The sequence below is a fragment of the Agathobaculum sp. genome (assembly GCF_034098985.1).
GTDB lineage: Bacteria > Bacillota > Clostridia > Oscillospirales > Butyricicoccaceae > Agathobaculum.
The window spans coordinates 40,367-55,984 of sequence record NZ_JAXEOA010000022.1; the positions used below are offsets into that span (position 1 = coordinate 40,367).

Genomic DNA, 15,618 nt, shown 5'->3' on the forward strand with positions numbered 1-15,618 from the left:
AAACTAGTATGAGTCTTATTGTACAAAAGTTCGGCGGCACCTCGGTAGCCAATACCGAACGGCTGAAAAACGTTGCAGATATCGTGACCTCGACCGCGAAAGCGGGAAACCAAGTCGTCGTGGTCGTATCCGCGCAGGGAGATACGACAGATGACCTGATCGAAAAAGCCGCTGAGTTGAACGACCGGCCTTCCAACCGGGAGATGGATGTACTTCTGAACACGGGTGAAATGATCTCTATGTCACTGCTTGCAATGGCGATTCAAAAGCTGGGCTTTCCCGTCGTATCGCTGACAGGATGGCAGATCGGCCTCGAGACCAACAGCAACTATTCGGATGCGCGCATCAAGCGTCTGGCGGGGGATCGGCTGAAAGCGGAGTTGGACAACGGCATGATTGTCATTGTCGCTGGTTTCCAGGGCATCAACAAGCTGGGCGACGTAACCACGCTCGGTCGCGGCGGCTCTGATACGACGGCGGTCGCGATTGCGGCGACGCTTGGAGCCGACTTGTGCCAGATCTATACCGATGTGGACGGCGTCTATACCGCTGATCCGCGTATTGTTCCCGGTGCGCGTAAGCTCGATGCCATCACCTATGACGAGATGCTCGAACTCGCGTCGCTCGGTGCGCAGGTGCTGCATAACCGCAGCGTCGAAATGGCCAAGAAGTACAATGTCGACCTAGAGGTCGTTTCCAGCTTTACCCGCAATCCGGGTACCAAAGTCAAGGAGGGCTCACACATGGAAAAACTGAATGTTTCGGGCGTTGCCCGCGATAATAAATGCGCGCGTGTCGCGATCATCAACCTGTCTGATACGCCGGGCACCGCGTTCAAGGTGTTTTCGCTGATGGCCAAGCATAATGTGAATATCGACATTATCCTGCAGTCGGTCGGCCGCGATAATAAAAAATCCATTTCGTTCACGATCCCGCAGGACGACGCTGAGCGTGTCGGCCAGATCCTGCGCGAAAACGCCGGGATGCTGGGCTATGAGGATGTCTCCATCAATACAAACGTCGCAAAGGTCTCGATCGTCGGCGCGGGCATGGCGTCCAGCTCAGGGGTTGCGGCGAAAATGTTTGAGGCGCTCGCGATGGCGGGCATCAATATCCGTATGATTTCGACCTCGGAAATCAAAATCTCGGTTCTGATTAACGAAGAAGACAGCGAAAAGGCGGTCAAGGCGATTCATGAGGAATTCTTTGGCGAGTAAGAATGATAATTATTTATCAATGTTGGATTGACAAGAATCACTTCTCACGGTATAATAAAACCATACTACCGACAAGAAAAGGAGAATCCTTATGAAAAAGCTTTGGTGTCTGTTCCGCCGCCGCAACGCGACCGGCACGGATAAGATTTGTGTAGCATTGCAGGAAGTTGAGGGAATCGTCCGAAAGTGTCCGTATGCGACCGAAGAGGAAGCCAAGGAAAAGTGCCCGGAATACGCATTTAACAATCGTCCCGAAGGGGAAGAAGAGGGCATTGAGTAAATCCTACATAGCGAAACGAAAGCTCTGAAAGCATTGTCTTTCGGAGCTTTTTTGATGAGGCAACTGCTGGTTGACAAAAAGAAACACCGGGTTGGTGGCGTGGCACACATATTTAAGGTACGCTGAAAGCAGGAAAGGCAGGTGGAACGGACATGACGACTGGAGAAAAAATCGCAGCACTCCGGCGCGAGCTGGATCTCAGCCAAGAGGCGCTTGCGGATAAGCTGGGACTGTCCCGGCAGGCGGTATCCAAATGGGAAGCAGACCAAACAGTCCCAGGCATGGAGAATCTGGTCGAGCTGGCTAAGCTGTTTGGGGTGTCCGTGGACACGCTGCTGCGGCCGGACGAACCATTGCCCGGGAAATCTGTGGAAAGCCCCACGGCTTTTCAACCAAATGGCTATACTATTTCCTACAAGCCGGAGCTTACGAAAAAGACCAAGTGGTTTATTTGGTGCCTGAGCGCGTTGATTGCGGTAAGCGTTCTATGCGGTATCGTCTCACTGGTTTGGCTGGACAAACTGCAAAAGCAAGTGGACAGCATGCCAACAGGCATGAACACGGTATATGTGCCAGGTCCGGATACAAATACGCAGCCGGGTGACTTTACAAGTATTCATAATGAGGTGCATTTTGACGGCGAAAACCTACGGTTTTCCTGCAAGGTCATGCCGCGTGAAGCGGGCGGGGGAGCATGGTTTGTATTGCAGGGCGATGAAACAACGCTGGAAGCACAGGCGTTAGAAGAAAACGGCATGCTGAAAGCGGATATAACGGCACCGCCCGCCCAGACGTATATCTTGATCCTGCGCTTGCAGCAGGACGGCAAGACACGAAATTTGGAAGTCGAGACGTTTTATGATTTAAACAAGCTTTATAAGCTGGGAGACACATTTGTCCATGCACCGTTTTCCTGGCGCGGCGGCACGCTTGAGGCCGTTACTGTCACCGTGGATGTGCAGCCCGGGCTTTCTGAGAATTCCGTAAAACCGACCGGTGGCCGCGCGGAGCTGTACATTTCGGGAGAGCTGGTGGAGACGCATGAACTACGTGTTGAGGAGAATGCGCAGCCCATTTGGCATGATGCGGATGGGCCGGTTCGGTTTGCCGAAGGCTCCATCCAGCTTTGCGCCGATTTTTCTGCACATGAAAGCCCCTCCATTGATGCGGTCGAGATACGCGTGACGCTGACAGACAATTTTGGAAACGAGCACCAATATTCTTCCAGCAACGGCTACGAATAAAAAACGCCGCCCTAAAAAGGGCGGCATTTTTATTATTTATGCGGGGTTCGCGTTGCAGCGGCAGCAAACACGCGCGATGCGCCCATCTGCCGGAGTATGGATGCAGCGGCGGAAACCGTTGCGCCGGTCGTAATAATATCGTCGATTATGAGGACGGACTTTCCGGACAAATCGCATGTGTTCATGGGAAGAAAGGATTTTTTTACATTTTGAAAACGCTTGGCCGCATTCTTTTGCAGGGATTGCTTGGCGGAAAACGGACGCTTGCGAAGCAGCGGTATGCACGGCAGGTCAAACTGCGCAGCGATCGGTTCTGCAAGGAGCTTGCTTTGGTTATAGCCGCGCTGGTATAAGCGAAACATGCCAATAGGAATGAACGTGATAAGATCGGGCTGCCAATCTTCCAAATGCTCCGCGATCAGCGGGGCAAGCTGCGCGGCGAACCAAGGGGCATAATGCTGGAAATGACTGAACTTATATCGTTTCATTGCTTCGGCGACAAGCCCTTTGTAATAAAGAGGTGCTGCAACGCCATCGATTCCAGAAACACGGATACCCTCGATGCAGCGGTATTCCTGCCGCACCCGCCGTGCACAGGCTTCGCACAGCATGGCGTTGCCCGTGCCGGAAACGGCAAGTGGTTCCCGGCAAAGCAGACATTTTTTCGGATAAATTAACCCCATTTACGCACCACCTGATAGAAACAATGGGACTGTTTCACAACAGTCCCATTATGAATATAGCAGTTAGCCGAGCAGCTTTTTCAAGCGTTTCGCCGCTTCTAGCGTGCGCTGCTGGTCGCCAAACGCGGTTAGGCGGAAAAAACCGTCGCCGTTTTTGCCAAAGCCCGCACCGGGCGTGCCGACCACATGAGCGTTTTCAAGCAGATAGTCAAAAAAGTCCCAGCTTCCCATACCGTTCGGACATTTGAGCCACAGGTAAGGGCTGGATTTTCCGCCCGTATACCAGATGCCGAGTTCGTCGAGCGTTTCGGAAAGCACCTTGGCGTTTTGCTTGTAATATGCGAGTGTTTCACGGATCTGCTTTTGTCCCTCATCGGTGAAACAAGCCGCCGCGCCTTTCTGGACGATATAAGGAACGCCGTTGAACTTGGTTGTCTGACGGCGCAGCCACATCTTGTTGAGCTGACCTTCTGCCAGCGCCTTGGGAACGACGGTCCAGCCGCAGCGCGTGCCGGTGAAACCCGCCATTTTGGAGAATGAGCAAAACTCGACCGCGCAGGTCTTTGCGCCATCGATCTCATAGATCGAACGGGGAAGATTCTTGTCCTCGATAAAGCATTCATACGCCGCATCATATAGGATGACGGCATTCATGCTATTCGCATAATCGACCCAAGCTTTCAGCCCATCACGGTCGTAGGCCGCGCCGGTCGGGTTGTTTGGCGAGCAGAGATAGATAATATCGGCTTTGACGGAAGAATCGGGAAGCGGCAAAAAGCCGTTTTCTTCGTTTGCGTCCATGAAAACGACCTTGCGGCCCGCCATCACATTGGTGTCCACGTAAACCGGATAAACCGGATCGGGGATCAGCACGGTATTGTCTCCGCCAAAAATATCGAGGATATTGCCAAGGTCGCTTTTGGCACCGTCGGAAATAAAGATTTCATCGGTATCGAGCGCCACGCCATGACTTTGATAATATCCGACGAGCGCTTCATGCAGGAATCCGTAGCCCTGCTCGTCGCCATAGCCGTGAAAGGTTTCCTGTTTGGCCTGGTCTTCGACGGCGGCATGCAGCGCGTCGATAACAGCAGGCACAAGCGGACGGGTCACATCGCCGATCGACAGCTTGATGATATCGGCTTCCGGGTGTGCGGCGGCGAACTCTCGCTGCTTGCGGTTTACGGTAGAGAACAGATAGCTCTGCTCCAGATTATCAAAATTCTTGTTGATCTGCATCGTCTTGACTCCTTTTCAGTGCTGCGTGCACAAATGCTTTGAACAGCGGGTGCGCACGGTTGGGGCGGGATTTAAATTCGGGATGGAACTGCACGCCGATATAAAACGGATGCTCTGGAATTTCAACCGTCTCAACAAGCTCGCCGGTCGGCGAGGAGCCTGTAATCAGCATGCCCTTATTTTCAATATCCTCGCGGAAACTGTTATTAAACTCATAGCGGTGGCGGTGGCGCTCGGAGATCATCTCTTCCCCGTAGGCGCGCGCCATGATGGTATCTGGGCGCACCTTGCAGGGGTATGCGCCAAGACGCATCGTTCCGCCTTTTTTGGAAACGCCCTGCTGGCTTTCCATCAAGTCGATGACCGGATGGGTGGATTCCGGGTCAAACTCGCTGGAATTGGCGTCCTCAAAGCCCAGCACATTCCGGGCATAGCTCATGACCGCGATCTGCATGCCAAGGCAAATGCCGAAATAGGGGATACCCTGTGTACGCGCATAATTTGCTGCGCAGATCATGCCTTCAATGCCGCGCGGGCCGAATCCGCCGGGGAGGATAATGCCGTCGACCTCGCCCAAAAGCTTGTCCACGGTCGAGTCGTTGATTTCCTCGGAATCAACCCAGTCGATGTCGACAAAGCACTCGGTCTCATAGCCGCCGTGCTGGAGCGCCTCTGCCACGGAAAGATACGCGTCGTGCAGCTTGACGTACTTGCCAACAAGAGCGATCTTCACATGATCCTGACGGGCTGCGATGCGTTCAAGCATCGCGGTCCACTCGCTCATATCGCCCTTGGGCGCGCCGATAGCAAGCTCGCGGCACACGATATCCGACAGGTGGCTTTCCTCCAGCATCATGGGCGCCTGATACAGCACGGGAAGCGTGCGGTTTTCAATGACGCAGTCCTCCGCTACGGTGCAGAACATAGCAATCTTGCGCTTGATCTCGTCATCCATTGGCCGGTCGACGCGCGCGACGATGATGTCTGGGGAAATGCCCAGACCGCGCAGTTCCTTGACAGAATGCTGGGTGGGCTTGGACTTGGGTTCGTTGGAGCCGGAGATGTAAGGAACAAGCGTTACATGAATAAATAGACAGTTGCGGCGGCCGACTTCGACCGCGACCTGCCGGATGGCCTCCAGAAACGGCTGTGATTCGATATCGCCGGTCGTGCCGCCGATCTCTGTGATGACCACGTCTGCCGAGGTCTTTTTACCGACCGAGTAAATAAACGATTTAATCTCGTTGGTAATATGGGGGATGACCTGCACGGTCTCACCCAGATATTCGCCCGCCCGCTCCTTGTTGAGCACGTTCCAGTATACCTTGCCAGTCGTAAGGTTGGAGAATTTATTAAGATCCTCGTCGATAAAGCGCTCGTAGTGGCCGAGGTCAAGATCAGTCTCTGCGCCGTCGTCGGTCACGTAGACCTCACCGTGCTGAAATGGGCTCATCGTGCCCGGATCGACGTTGATGTACGGATCCAGCTTCTGTGCGGCGACCTTAAGGCCGCGGCTTTTAAGCAGGCGGCCGAGCGAAGCCGCTGTGATGCCTTTTCCCAGACCAGAGACCACGCCGCCGGTCACGAAAATATATTTTGTCATAACTCGATTTCCCCCTCAAATACGGTAGTCGCCGCGCCTGTCATGAACACGGTCTCATCTGTATATCGGATCGTCAGATCGCCGCCGCGCAAATGCACGGTGATATCCTGGTTTTTCTGCGCGTGCCCGTTGAGCACCGCCGCCACACCGACTGCGCATGCGCCTGTGCCGCATGCCCAGGTTTCGCCAGATCCGCGTTCCCAAACGCGCATCTGAAGCGAACCATCTGGATTCACATTGACAAATTCCGTGTTAACACGCTCGGGAAAGAGCGGGTTGTGCTCGAATTTAGGCCCAATGCGCGCAAGATCCAGCGTTGCGACCTTTTCGTCGGTAAAGACTACACAGTGCGGGTTGCCCATGGAAACGCAGGTGATATGGTATACCTTTTCATCTACGACCAACGGCGCGTCGATCACATGTTCACCGTCAAACGCGGCGGGGATATTGCGCGGCGCCAGAATGGCCACGCCCATGTCGACTCGCGCGGTGACCATTTTTCCGTTCTCCGTAAAAAGCTCGAGCGTTTTCACACCCGACAGGGTATCGATGGTGACCGTGGTGCGTTCGCCTACCATGCCGTTGTCATATAGGTATTTGCCGACGCAGCGGATGCCGTTGCCGCACATTTTACCTTCTGACCCGTCGGCATTAAAAATGCGCATTTGCGCGTCTGCCTTATCCGAAGGAGAGATGAGAATAATGCCGTCGCCGCCGATGCCGAAATGCGGCTCGCTCAGGCGGATCGAGAGCGCCTCGGGCTCCGGGATCGTCTGGTCGAAGCAATTAAAGTAAATATAGTTGTTGCCGCAGCCGTGCATTTTGGTGAAAGCCAGCCTCACGTGCAATCACTCCTTAGATACAAAAAATGGCGCGCAAGGCAGTTTCTTTCGAAAACTGGCTCACACACCATTTAGTATAGCATAATCCGGACGAAAATTCTCTAGTCAATTCAAAAAAAGCGGAAAAATTTTGTCGGATAGATGCGGCGGATTTTTGGTCACTTTTCCTGACCACGGAGGATATCCTCAGCGATCTCGCACTTGGTCTGGCGGCGGTCCATCGCTTGTTTTTCAATATATGCGTGCGCGTCGGGCTCGGACATGCCGCAGCATTCAATGAGTACGCACTTTGCACGGTCGACCAGCCGGATATCTGCAATGCGTTTTTGCAGCCTGCGGTTTTCGCTTTGCAGCCCGGTCAGGCGTGAGCGGGCTGCACGGGCCATGCGAAGCGCCTGGTGCATTAGCGCCCGGTTCAGCGGTTTTGGCAGAACAAACACGCCGTCATCCTCCACCTTTTCCGACACCGCGTCGGCGATCTCGGCCTTTGTTAGCAGCAATACACCTGCAAGCGAACGGTGTGCGGCGGTTTGTGCAAGCTCATGGCCAAATTCATCGGAAAGGGGCGCGTTGACCAAAACGAGATCGAAATCGCGATCAACCAGAGCGCGCCGCGCCTCTGCGCCGGAAAAAGCGGGGAACATTTGCGCTTGTACGCCGCAGGATACCAGGAATTGCACAAGTGTGGCATATGTGTTTTCCAGTGCAGAGACGACCAGAATCTGTTCCAAGAAAGTCCCCCTTTCCTTTATCGCTTTCTGGGACCGATATGGTCAATAACGCTCAAAATACAAAGCATGTTCCGCTGCCGTGCGGTCGTCCGCCGCTTTGATCCGGTCATGCTCAGCCTGTTTTGCGGCAAAAAAACAGCTTCGCGTGCGCTCTGGCAGAATGCCTGTTATGAACGGACTGCTTTGCGCATATTCGACTGCCTCGCATAGAGATACCGGAAGCGTCTGATAAAGGGAAACAGTTTCAGGTGGCGCGGTAAACAGGTTGACATCACATGCGGGGGTAAGTGGCATGCTTTGCTCAATGCCGTCCAGCCCGGCATGGATGATGAGCGCGAACACGATATACGGATTAATACAGCCATCGAACGCACGGACTTTCATGCGGCTGGGCGAGCCGAGCGTCGTCATGGGAAGCGTGATGAGCGGAGAACGGTTTTGATGCGACCATGTGATATATTTGGGCGCTTCAAATTCGCCCAGCCGAGCGTAGGAATTGGTCAGCGGATTGCCGAAGATGGTTGACGCCGCGGCGTGTTTCAATACGCCGGCGACAAAGCTCTGACCTTCCTGAGCCGTGGAAAACTGTGGACAAAACAGGTTTTGCCCGTTTTTATGAATGGAAATGCTGAGATGAAGACCGTTTCCGGGCGCGTCGGGCAGAGGCTTGGGCAGAAACGAGGCAAAAAGGCCGCTTGCCGTGGCTATCGATTTGACGACAGATTTAAAGGTTAGAAAATTGTCGGCCGCCGCTATCGCGTCGGCATAACGAAAGTCAATCTCATGTTGGCCAGGGCCTTGCTCGTGGTGGGAGGACTCAGGCTGAATGCCCATTTCCTCTAAGGTCAGGCAGATTTGGCGGCGGACGTTTTCACCCTTATCGAGCGGTGCAATATCGAAATATTCCCCATGGTCGTGCGGAATCATGGTCGGATGGCCATTTTCATCGAGCTCAAAGAGGTAAAATTCGCTGGCTGTGCCCATGGTGACGGTATAGCCCAGTTTGCGGGCGCGCGCCGAAGCCAGACGCAGGATGTGCCGGCCGTCGCCCTCAAACGGCGAGCCGTCCGGATAGCGGATGTCGCAGTAAAATCGGACGACCCGTCCCTGGCTTGGCCGCCATGGCAGAACAGACAGCGTGGCCGGGTCAGGGAATAGAAGCAGGTCGGAGACTTCGATATTTAAAAATCCACGCAGCGCAGCTGCGTTGAAATGGATCCCCTGCTCAAAAGCGCGCGGTAGTTCCGCGGGCATAATGGCAATGTTTTTTTGGTTGCCGAAAATATCGCAGAAAGCCAGACGAATAAATTTTACGTCATTTTCCTCAATAAATTGCACGACCTCATTCATGGTGGAATCCATAAAGCCGCTCCTCCTTGTATTTGTTCGGTTAATTAAATGTGTAGAGTTGTTTATAACCCGCTGCGGGATTGGGGGTCAGCACAAAGTATTGTTGCCTTATGAGATTGTCGGCATCGCCGCCGAAAAGACGGCAGAAATCCGCAATATGCGGCTGAATTTCAGTGAGGTCGCACCCGGTTGCACGGCTGACAAGCACCTGCTTGGGCAGACCCTCGGGCGCTTGCTCACAGTGTATCACAATTTTGCCGCCATGCATACCGGTGCCGCAGAAATTACTGACGGGATACGCACCGTTCTGCCCAATGCCGAGCACCAGGATCAGGCCGCCAGCTTGGTATTCTCCTAAGAACGAGCCTGCCTTGCCGCCGATGACGATGGCAGGTTTTTTGTTCTGATAGGCTTTCATATGTATTCCTGCACGATAGCCGCAGTCACCATTGATAAAGATGCGTCCACCGCGCATGGCATAACCGCAGGTATCGCCGCAGTTTCCGTGAATGATGATTTCGCCGTCGTTCATCGTGTTGCCGACTGTTTCCTGCGCGTTGCCGAATACCTCGATGGTTGAGCCGTTTAAATATTGGCCGAGGCCGTTACCCGGCGTGCCTCGGATAGAAATATACTTGCCGGCGGAACCACAGCCCAGATAGCGCTGGCCGATTACATGCTCTAGACTGATTTCCCGGTCATCATGCGAGCGAAGCTGCTCGTTGACCAGCTGATAATTGGTCAGGTTTGCCTGAATATTCATAAACATTCGCCCCCTTATTCGCCAGCGTGCTTGATACCAAGGATGGCAAGCTCTTTTTCCGTCAAGCCTAGTCCGCGTAGCATCAAGCGGTTGCCGCGCAGCGCTTCGATCGAATTGATGCCCATACCACCCATCATTTCTTTCAGCTCGTGATCCCACGCTGCAACTAGATTGATCAGCCGTTGTGAGCCATCATCAGGGTTAAGGCGCTTAACCAATTCGGGGCGCTGTGTTGCGATGCCCCAGTTGCATTTACCTGATTGACAGGAGCGGCAAAGGTGGCAGCCAAGCGCAAGCAGGGCGGAAGTAGCAATATAGCAGGCGTCCGCGCCAAGCGCGACCGCTTTTAAAAGATCGGCAGAATTACGGATCGAACCGCCGACCACGACTGATACTTGCCCGCGGATGCCCTCGTCGCGCAGACGCTGGTCGACTGCAGCGAGCGCAAGCTCAATTGGGATGCCGACGTTGTCGCGGATCCGGGTCGGCGCCGCACCCGTACCGCCGCGATAGCCGTCGATGCATAAAATATCCGCCCCCGAGCGGGCGATGCCCGACGCGATCGCCGCCACATTGTGCACAGCAGCGATCTTGACCATGATTGGCTTTTGATAAGAAGTTGCTTCCTTGAGGGAGAAAACGAGCTGCCGGAGATCCTCGATGGAGTAAATATCGTGGTGCGGTGCAGGGGAGATCGCATCTGCTCCCTCGGGGATCATGCGGGTCTTGGAAATGTCCGGGTCGACCTTGAGACCGGGCAGATGGCCGCCGATACCGGGTTTCGCACCCTGGCCCATCTTGATCTCAATAGCGGCGCCCGCGTTCAGATAATTCTTGTGAACGCCAAAGCGGCCGGACGCGACTTGTACGATAGTGTGAGGGCCATATTGGTAGAAGTCCTCGTGCAGGCCGCCCTCGCCGGTATTGTAATAGGTGCCGAGTGCGGCGGCAGCACGGGCGAGTGAGGCGTGTGCGTTATAGGAGATCGACCCATAGCTCATAGCAGAAAACATAATCGGCACGTCGAGTTCGAGCTGTGGGGACAGATTGGGCACGACGACACCATCCGCACTTCGTTCGATCCTGCCGGGCTTTTTGCCGAGAAAAGTTTTAGTCTCCATGGGTTCGCGCAGCGGATCGATAGAGGGATTGGTGACCTGAGATGCATTGATGAGAATTTTATCCCAATAAACCGGAAACGGTTCGGGATTTCCCATCGAGGAGAGTAATACGCCGCCTGTTTCGGCCTGAAGATAAATCTCAGAAATAGTTTTGCCCGTCCAGTTAGCATTTTCTTTAAAGGTGTGATCGGTCTTGACGATCTTGAGCGCGCGCGTTGGACATAGGGATACGCAGCGGTGGCAGCAGACACATTTGGATTCGTCCACCAGCATCTTTTGAGATTCTGGGCTGTAGAAATGCACCTCATTGGCGCACTGCCGTTCACAGACACGGCAGGATATACAGCGGTCATAATTGCGGACGACCTCGTACTGCGGATATATGAAATTAATCGCCATTACTGTTCTCCTCCATCGTTTAGACTGACCAGCACCGCTTCACCGCCGCGCGGTGCCCAGATACGGTCCAACTCGGATTCGACTATGCGGATTGCACATTCCTCAGACGCAATATAGACGGTTTCACCTTTTTCACCGACGACCATAGAGCGCAGCTTTAACCGGTCGTTGAGCGCCATCAGTCCGCCTTCGTAGCCGACTAAGATGGAAAACGGCCCGGTGACCATGAGTGAAGCGAATGCGTTACGCAGATAAGTCAGCCGTGCGCGTTCCGCAGGTTTCTGTTTTTCGATCGTAGACCAAAACGGCGCGGCGAGGACATGGCTGATCTCTTCGAGTGTGAGCCCGAGCTTGCGGCTAAGATAGTCAATGATATAGGTGATGACCTCGGTATCGGTCTGCAGGTCGCACGAATAGCCGAACATTTCAATATAGCGGCGGTTGGCGTCATATGAGGAAATCTCTCCATTATGCACGACTGTGGTATCGAGCAGCGAAAACGGGTGCGCGCCGCCCCACCAGCCTGGCGTATTGGTCGGATAGCGGCCGTGACAGGTCCAGCAATAAGCTTTGTATTCTTCCAGTTTGTAATATTCGCCGACGTCCTCTGGGAAACCGCTGGCCTTAAATACGCCCATGTTTTTACCAGAGGAAAAAATGTACGCGTCGTCAAGCGCATGGTTGATACGGATGACGAAACGGGAAACAAATTCTCGTTCGTCAAGCTGGCTTGCAGTCAGCTTAACGTGAAGCGGGATGACAAAATACCGCCAGATCATCGGCTCATCCGTAATACATGGATGACGGCGGGTCGGAATTTTGGAAAGGTTAACGATATCAAAATGCTTTTCCAGCTGCTCCTCACAGGCTTCTTTTGCTTTTTGCGTATTATAAAAGATGTGAAATGCGTAATAGTCGGCATATTCGGGATAAATGCCATAGCCGGCAAAACCGCCGCCTAAACCGTTGGAACGGTCGTGCATCATGCGGATCGATGCAATGATACGCTCTCCATTTTCCCGGTGTCCATCCTTATGGAATATGCCGGAAATGGCGCATCCAGATGGGATACGGACCGCTCCTTCTTTTTGCAACACAATTGATTCCTCCTTATCACTGTACGCACATCCAAAATTCGAAAAATAAAAAGGCGTCCACCATAGCCAAGAAAGGGAAAGCCCTAATTCCTTGGCTATGGTGGACGCCTTTGTCCGCTTTTCATTTTATAGGAGGATGGGCGCGCCGTCAAGCGAAATCCCAAAGAATACCCGGATTTTTGCAAGTTGCATAGAAATAGGTGGAAAGTGCCGACTTTAATTCAATATCTTGCATTAAATCTGGTAAAAACGAAAAAAGAAACGGGTTTTTGCTTGACAAAGAAAGGCTGGATGGATATAATTCAGAGTGTAAACAGCAAAGGCGCTGTGGGAACACGACCCGCAGCGCTTATTTTATTTTTATGTTGTTCGCAATGAAATTCACATATAGTAAGGAGCGATTGGTTCATGAGCACAGCAAGCAATGTCCCCGAGCTGTTCGGCAGCATGGTCTTTAATGAGACTGTTATGAAAGAACGTCTTCCCAAGGACATCTTCAGAAAATTGAAGAAAACCATGCGCGAGGGCAACGCGATCGACGCCGATGTAGCCGCTGTTGTGGCGACTGCGATGAAAGACTGGGCAGTGAGCAAGGGCGCGACCCATTATACCCACTGGTTCCAGCCAATGACAGGCATCACGGCCGAAAAACATGATTCTTTTATTTCGCCGACCGACGACGGCGGCGTTATGATGGAGTTTTCGGGCAAAGAGCTGATCCGCGGGGAACCAGACGCTTCTTCTTTTCCGTCAGGCGGCCTGCGCGCCACATTTGAGGCGCGTGGCTATACCGCTTGGGATCCAACAAGCTATGCGTTTGTCAAGGATGGATCGTTGTTCATCCCGACTGCTTTTTGTTCGTACACCGGTCAGATTCTGGATAAAAAGACCCCGTTGCTGCGTTCGATGGATGCGATCAGTAAGCAGGCCGTTCGCGTACTGCGGCTGTTTGGTAAGGATGTCAAGCGCGTGACAACGACGGTCGGCCCGGAACAGGAATATTTCCTGATCGACAAGAAAGATTACGCTAAGCGCAAGGACCTGATCTTCACCGGACGCACGCTATTCGGCGCAAAGCCGCCCAAGGGGCAGGAGATGGAGGATCATTATTTTGGTTCTATCCGTCCACGGGTCTCGGCATTCATGAAAGAACTGGACGAAGAACTGTGGAAACTCGGTATCTTTGCAAAGACCAAGCACAATGAGGTTGCGCCGGCGCAGCACGAGATGGCGCCAGTGTTCACCACGACCAATATCGCGACCGATCACAATCAGCTGACGATGGAAGTGATGAAACGTGTGGCACAGAAACACAATTTCATCTGTCTATTGCATGAAAAGCCGTTTGAAGGCGTGAACGGCTCTGGCAAGCATAACAACTGGTCGCTGTCCACAGACGATGGCGAAAATCTGCTGGAACCGGGCAGAAGCCCAAGCCAGAACGCGCAGTTCCTGCTGTTTTTGACTGCGGTTATCAAAGCGGTCGATGAGTATCAGGATTTGCTTCGCATTTCGGTCGCTTCGGCGGGTAACGATCACCGGCTGGGCGCGAACGAAGCCCCGCCCGCTATTGTATCTATGTTCATTGGCGATGAACTGCAGGCGGTGCTGGACGCGATCGAAACAGGTGAGGACTATACCGACATGGTCAAGACCAAGATGTCTCTGGGTGTTTCTGTGCTACCGCCGATTCCCAAGGATACGACTGACCGCAACCGTACTTCGCCGTTTGCATTTACCGGAAATAAGTTTGAGTTCCGCATGCTGGGTTCTACATTCAATATTGCGTGCGCCAATATCATGATTAACACGGCGGTTGCCGAAGAACTGCGCGTGTTTGCCGACGAATTGGAGCGTGCAGAAGACTTTAATGACGCGTTGATCAAGTTGGTGCAGCGTGAAATTAAGGCGCATAAGCGTATCATCTTCAATGGGAACGGATACGACGATGCTTGGATTGAAGAGGCGGAAGCGCGCGGTCTGTCAAATTTAAAGTCGACCGCAGACGCACTGCCGCACTACACGGATGAAAAGAACCTGAAACTGTTCGCACAGCACAATGTTTATACAAAGGAAGAAATGGAGTCCCGCGAAGAGACACTGCTCGAAGAATATGCCAAAACGCTTCATATTGAGGCGCTGACCATGAGCGACATGATTCGCCAGCAGATCGTCCCTGCGTGTGTTTCATATGAACGCGAACTCGCAAAGACTGTCAAAGATAAAAAGGATATCGGTATTGCGGGCGGCATGGAAGCTGCATTGCTTGCAGAGGTTTCGGCGCTTGCGGAGAAGCTGTATACCGAGTGTGCAGCGCTGGAGTCCGCGCTGGATAACGCCCCCGAGACTTCAGCGTGTGCAATCGCTCAATATTATCATGATACCGTGATCCCGGCTATGCAGGCCGCGCGGGAACCGGCTGATAAGCTGGAGACCCGTGTCGGCAAGGAATTTTGGCCCTTCCCCACGTATTCTGACATTCTGTTTTATGTATAAAATAGTTTAACAGCGTTTTTTTGATAAACAATACAGCTTGCAAAGGCGTGTATTTCACCGTTTCAGAAAGAAGCGGAGAGATACACGCTGTTTAATACTATGAATAGCTAATCTCTTTATAAGCATCGAAAAAGAGATTTTATTCCCTATATGCGTACAGATGAGATCAGCAAAAGATAAATGTTAACAAATTAATATGAATATGTCTTGAAAAGCAAGTTATATATCTGTTATAATTGCAACTAGACGATCATGGATGCTTCCGTGCAAAACGGGGTACAAATATCGTTTAAAGTGGCGCAGTATCCTAGTCAGCGCATGCGATTCCCAGGACGGGCCTAAAAATCCGTAGAAGGGCATATCGATGAAGTCTCTGGTGTTTGCTTCTTACGCCCAGTTTGGGGTGGATGCTGGAGGTTAAGGCTCGAGGGCGCGCTTCAATGGCATGAAGTACCGACCCTCCTGCCGTGGAGACCTATATGCGTGGGACACCTATAGCATCGTTTTGATTGATGGATGTCTTACGGTATAGGATGAAACCTGTATTGCGGTG

At 52.9% G+C, this 15,618-nt stretch carries 13 protein-coding genes; 4 read left to right on the top strand and 9 right to left on the bottom strand.

Features of this window, described 5'->3' with window-relative positions:
• Positions 1 to 8 precede the first annotated feature (8 nt).
• The 3 genes from SO058_RS07520 (at position 9) to SO058_RS07530 (ending at position 2,741) form a co-directional block, all read left to right on the top strand.
• Complete coding sequence (locus SO058_RS07520) at positions 9 to 1,217, top strand: aspartate kinase (protein ID WP_320842374.1); 1,209 nt, start codon at positions 9 to 11, stop codon at positions 1,215 to 1,217.
• 91 nt (positions 1,218 to 1,308) lie between these two features.
• Positions 1,309 to 1,497: a hypothetical protein gene (locus SO058_RS07525; protein WP_320842375.1), complete on the top strand. Its 189-nt coding sequence runs from the start codon at positions 1,309 to 1,311 to the stop codon at positions 1,495 to 1,497.
• 152 nt (positions 1,498 to 1,649) lie between these two features.
• Positions 1,650 to 2,741 (top strand): helix-turn-helix domain-containing protein, encoded by a 1,092-nt coding sequence (locus SO058_RS07530; protein ID WP_320842376.1) that lies wholly within the window; start codon positions 1,650 to 1,652, stop codon positions 2,739 to 2,741.
• Positions 2,742 to 2,773: 32 nt separating this feature from the next.
• On the opposite strand, the gene SO058_RS07535 is transcribed toward SO058_RS07530, so the two are convergent.
• From SO058_RS07535 to SO058_RS07575, 9 genes are all read right to left on the bottom strand, one after another.
• Entirely contained in the window at positions 2,774 to 3,424 is a 651-nt protein-coding gene (locus SO058_RS07535; RefSeq protein ID WP_320842377.1) for a ComF family protein, read from the bottom strand.
• 63 nt (positions 3,425 to 3,487) lie between these two features.
• Positions 3,488 to 4,663, bottom strand: coding sequence for an LL-diaminopimelate aminotransferase (locus SO058_RS07540; RefSeq protein ID WP_320842378.1), 1,176 nt, complete (start codon positions 4,661 to 4,663; stop codon positions 3,488 to 3,490).
• Complete coding sequence (locus SO058_RS07545; RefSeq protein ID WP_320842379.1) at positions 4,641 to 6,266, bottom strand: CTP synthase; 1,626 nt, start codon at positions 6,264 to 6,266, stop codon at positions 4,641 to 4,643. The genes SO058_RS07540 and SO058_RS07545 overlap by 23 nt, the downstream gene beginning before the upstream one ends.
• Positions 6,263 to 7,108, bottom strand: a complete 846-nt coding sequence (gene dapF, locus SO058_RS07550) for a diaminopimelate epimerase (protein WP_320842380.1) — start codon at positions 7,106 to 7,108, stop codon at positions 6,263 to 6,265. Before dapF ends, SO058_RS07545 begins: the two co-directional genes overlap by 4 nt.
• A 158-nt stretch (positions 7,109 to 7,266) precedes the next feature.
• On the bottom strand, positions 7,267 to 7,839 hold the full coding sequence (locus SO058_RS07555; RefSeq protein ID WP_320842381.1) for an ANTAR domain-containing response regulator: 573 nt from the start codon (positions 7,837 to 7,839) through the stop codon (positions 7,267 to 7,269).
• 42 nt (positions 7,840 to 7,881) lie between these two features.
• Positions 7,882 to 9,201, bottom strand: a complete 1,320-nt coding sequence (locus SO058_RS07560) for a glutamine synthetase family protein (RefSeq protein WP_320842382.1) — start codon at positions 9,199 to 9,201, stop codon at positions 7,882 to 7,884.
• A 28-nt stretch (positions 9,202 to 9,229) separates the two neighbouring features.
• On the bottom strand, positions 9,230 to 9,952 hold the full coding sequence (locus SO058_RS07565) for a glutamate synthase (RefSeq protein WP_320842383.1): 723 nt from the start codon (positions 9,950 to 9,952) through the stop codon (positions 9,230 to 9,232).
• Positions 9,953 to 9,966: 14 nt separating this feature from the next.
• Complete coding sequence (locus SO058_RS07570; RefSeq protein ID WP_320842384.1) at positions 9,967 to 11,472, bottom strand: glutamate synthase-related protein; 1,506 nt, start codon at positions 11,470 to 11,472, stop codon at positions 9,967 to 9,969.
• Positions 11,472 to 12,566, bottom strand: coding sequence for a class II glutamine amidotransferase (locus SO058_RS07575; protein WP_320842439.1), 1,095 nt, complete (start codon positions 12,564 to 12,566; stop codon positions 11,472 to 11,474). The genes SO058_RS07570 and SO058_RS07575 overlap by 1 nt, the downstream gene beginning before the upstream one ends.
• A gap of 411 nt (positions 12,567 to 12,977) precedes the next feature.
• On the opposite strand from SO058_RS07575, the gene SO058_RS07580 reads away from it, so the two are divergent.
• Positions 12,978 to 15,065 (top strand): glutamine synthetase III family protein, encoded by a 2,088-nt coding sequence (locus SO058_RS07580; RefSeq protein WP_320842385.1) that lies wholly within the window; start codon positions 12,978 to 12,980, stop codon positions 15,063 to 15,065.
• Positions 15,066 to 15,618 lie beyond the last annotated feature (553 nt).

What these genes read in the sequence shown, in the direction of transcription:
- SO058_RS07520 (WP_320842374.1), top strand. Translation starts at nt 9, where the DNA reads ATGAGTCTTATTGTACAAAAGTTCGGCGGCACCTCGGTAGCCAATACC.
- SO058_RS07525 (WP_320842375.1), top strand. Translation starts at nt 1,309, where the DNA reads ATGAAAAAGCTTTGGTGTCTGTTCCGCCGCCGCAACGCGACCGGCACG.
- SO058_RS07530 (WP_320842376.1), top strand. Translation starts at nt 1,650, where the DNA reads ATGACGACTGGAGAAAAAATCGCAGCACTCCGGCGCGAGCTGGATCTC.
- SO058_RS07535 (WP_320842377.1), bottom strand. Translation starts at nt 3,424, where the DNA reads ATGGGGTTAATTTATCCGAAAAAATGTCTGCTTTGCCGGGAACCACTT.
- SO058_RS07540 (WP_320842378.1), bottom strand. Translation starts at nt 4,663, where the DNA reads ATGCAGATCAACAAGAATTTTGATAATCTGGAGCAGAGCTATCTGTTC.
- SO058_RS07545 (WP_320842379.1), bottom strand. Translation starts at nt 6,266, where the DNA reads ATGACAAAATATATTTTCGTGACCGGCGGCGTGGTCTCTGGTCTGGGA.
- SO058_RS07560 (WP_320842382.1), bottom strand. Translation starts at nt 9,201, where the DNA reads ATGGATTCCACCATGAATGAGGTCGTGCAATTTATTGAGGAAAATGAC.
- SO058_RS07565 (WP_320842383.1), bottom strand. Translation starts at nt 9,952, where the DNA reads ATGAATATTCAGGCAAACCTGACCAATTATCAGCTGGTCAACGAGCAG.
- SO058_RS07570 (WP_320842384.1), bottom strand. Translation starts at nt 11,472, where the DNA reads ATGGCGATTAATTTCATATATCCGCAGTACGAGGTCGTCCGCAATTAT.
- SO058_RS07580 (WP_320842385.1), top strand. Translation starts at nt 12,978, where the DNA reads ATGAGCACAGCAAGCAATGTCCCCGAGCTGTTCGGCAGCATGGTCTTT.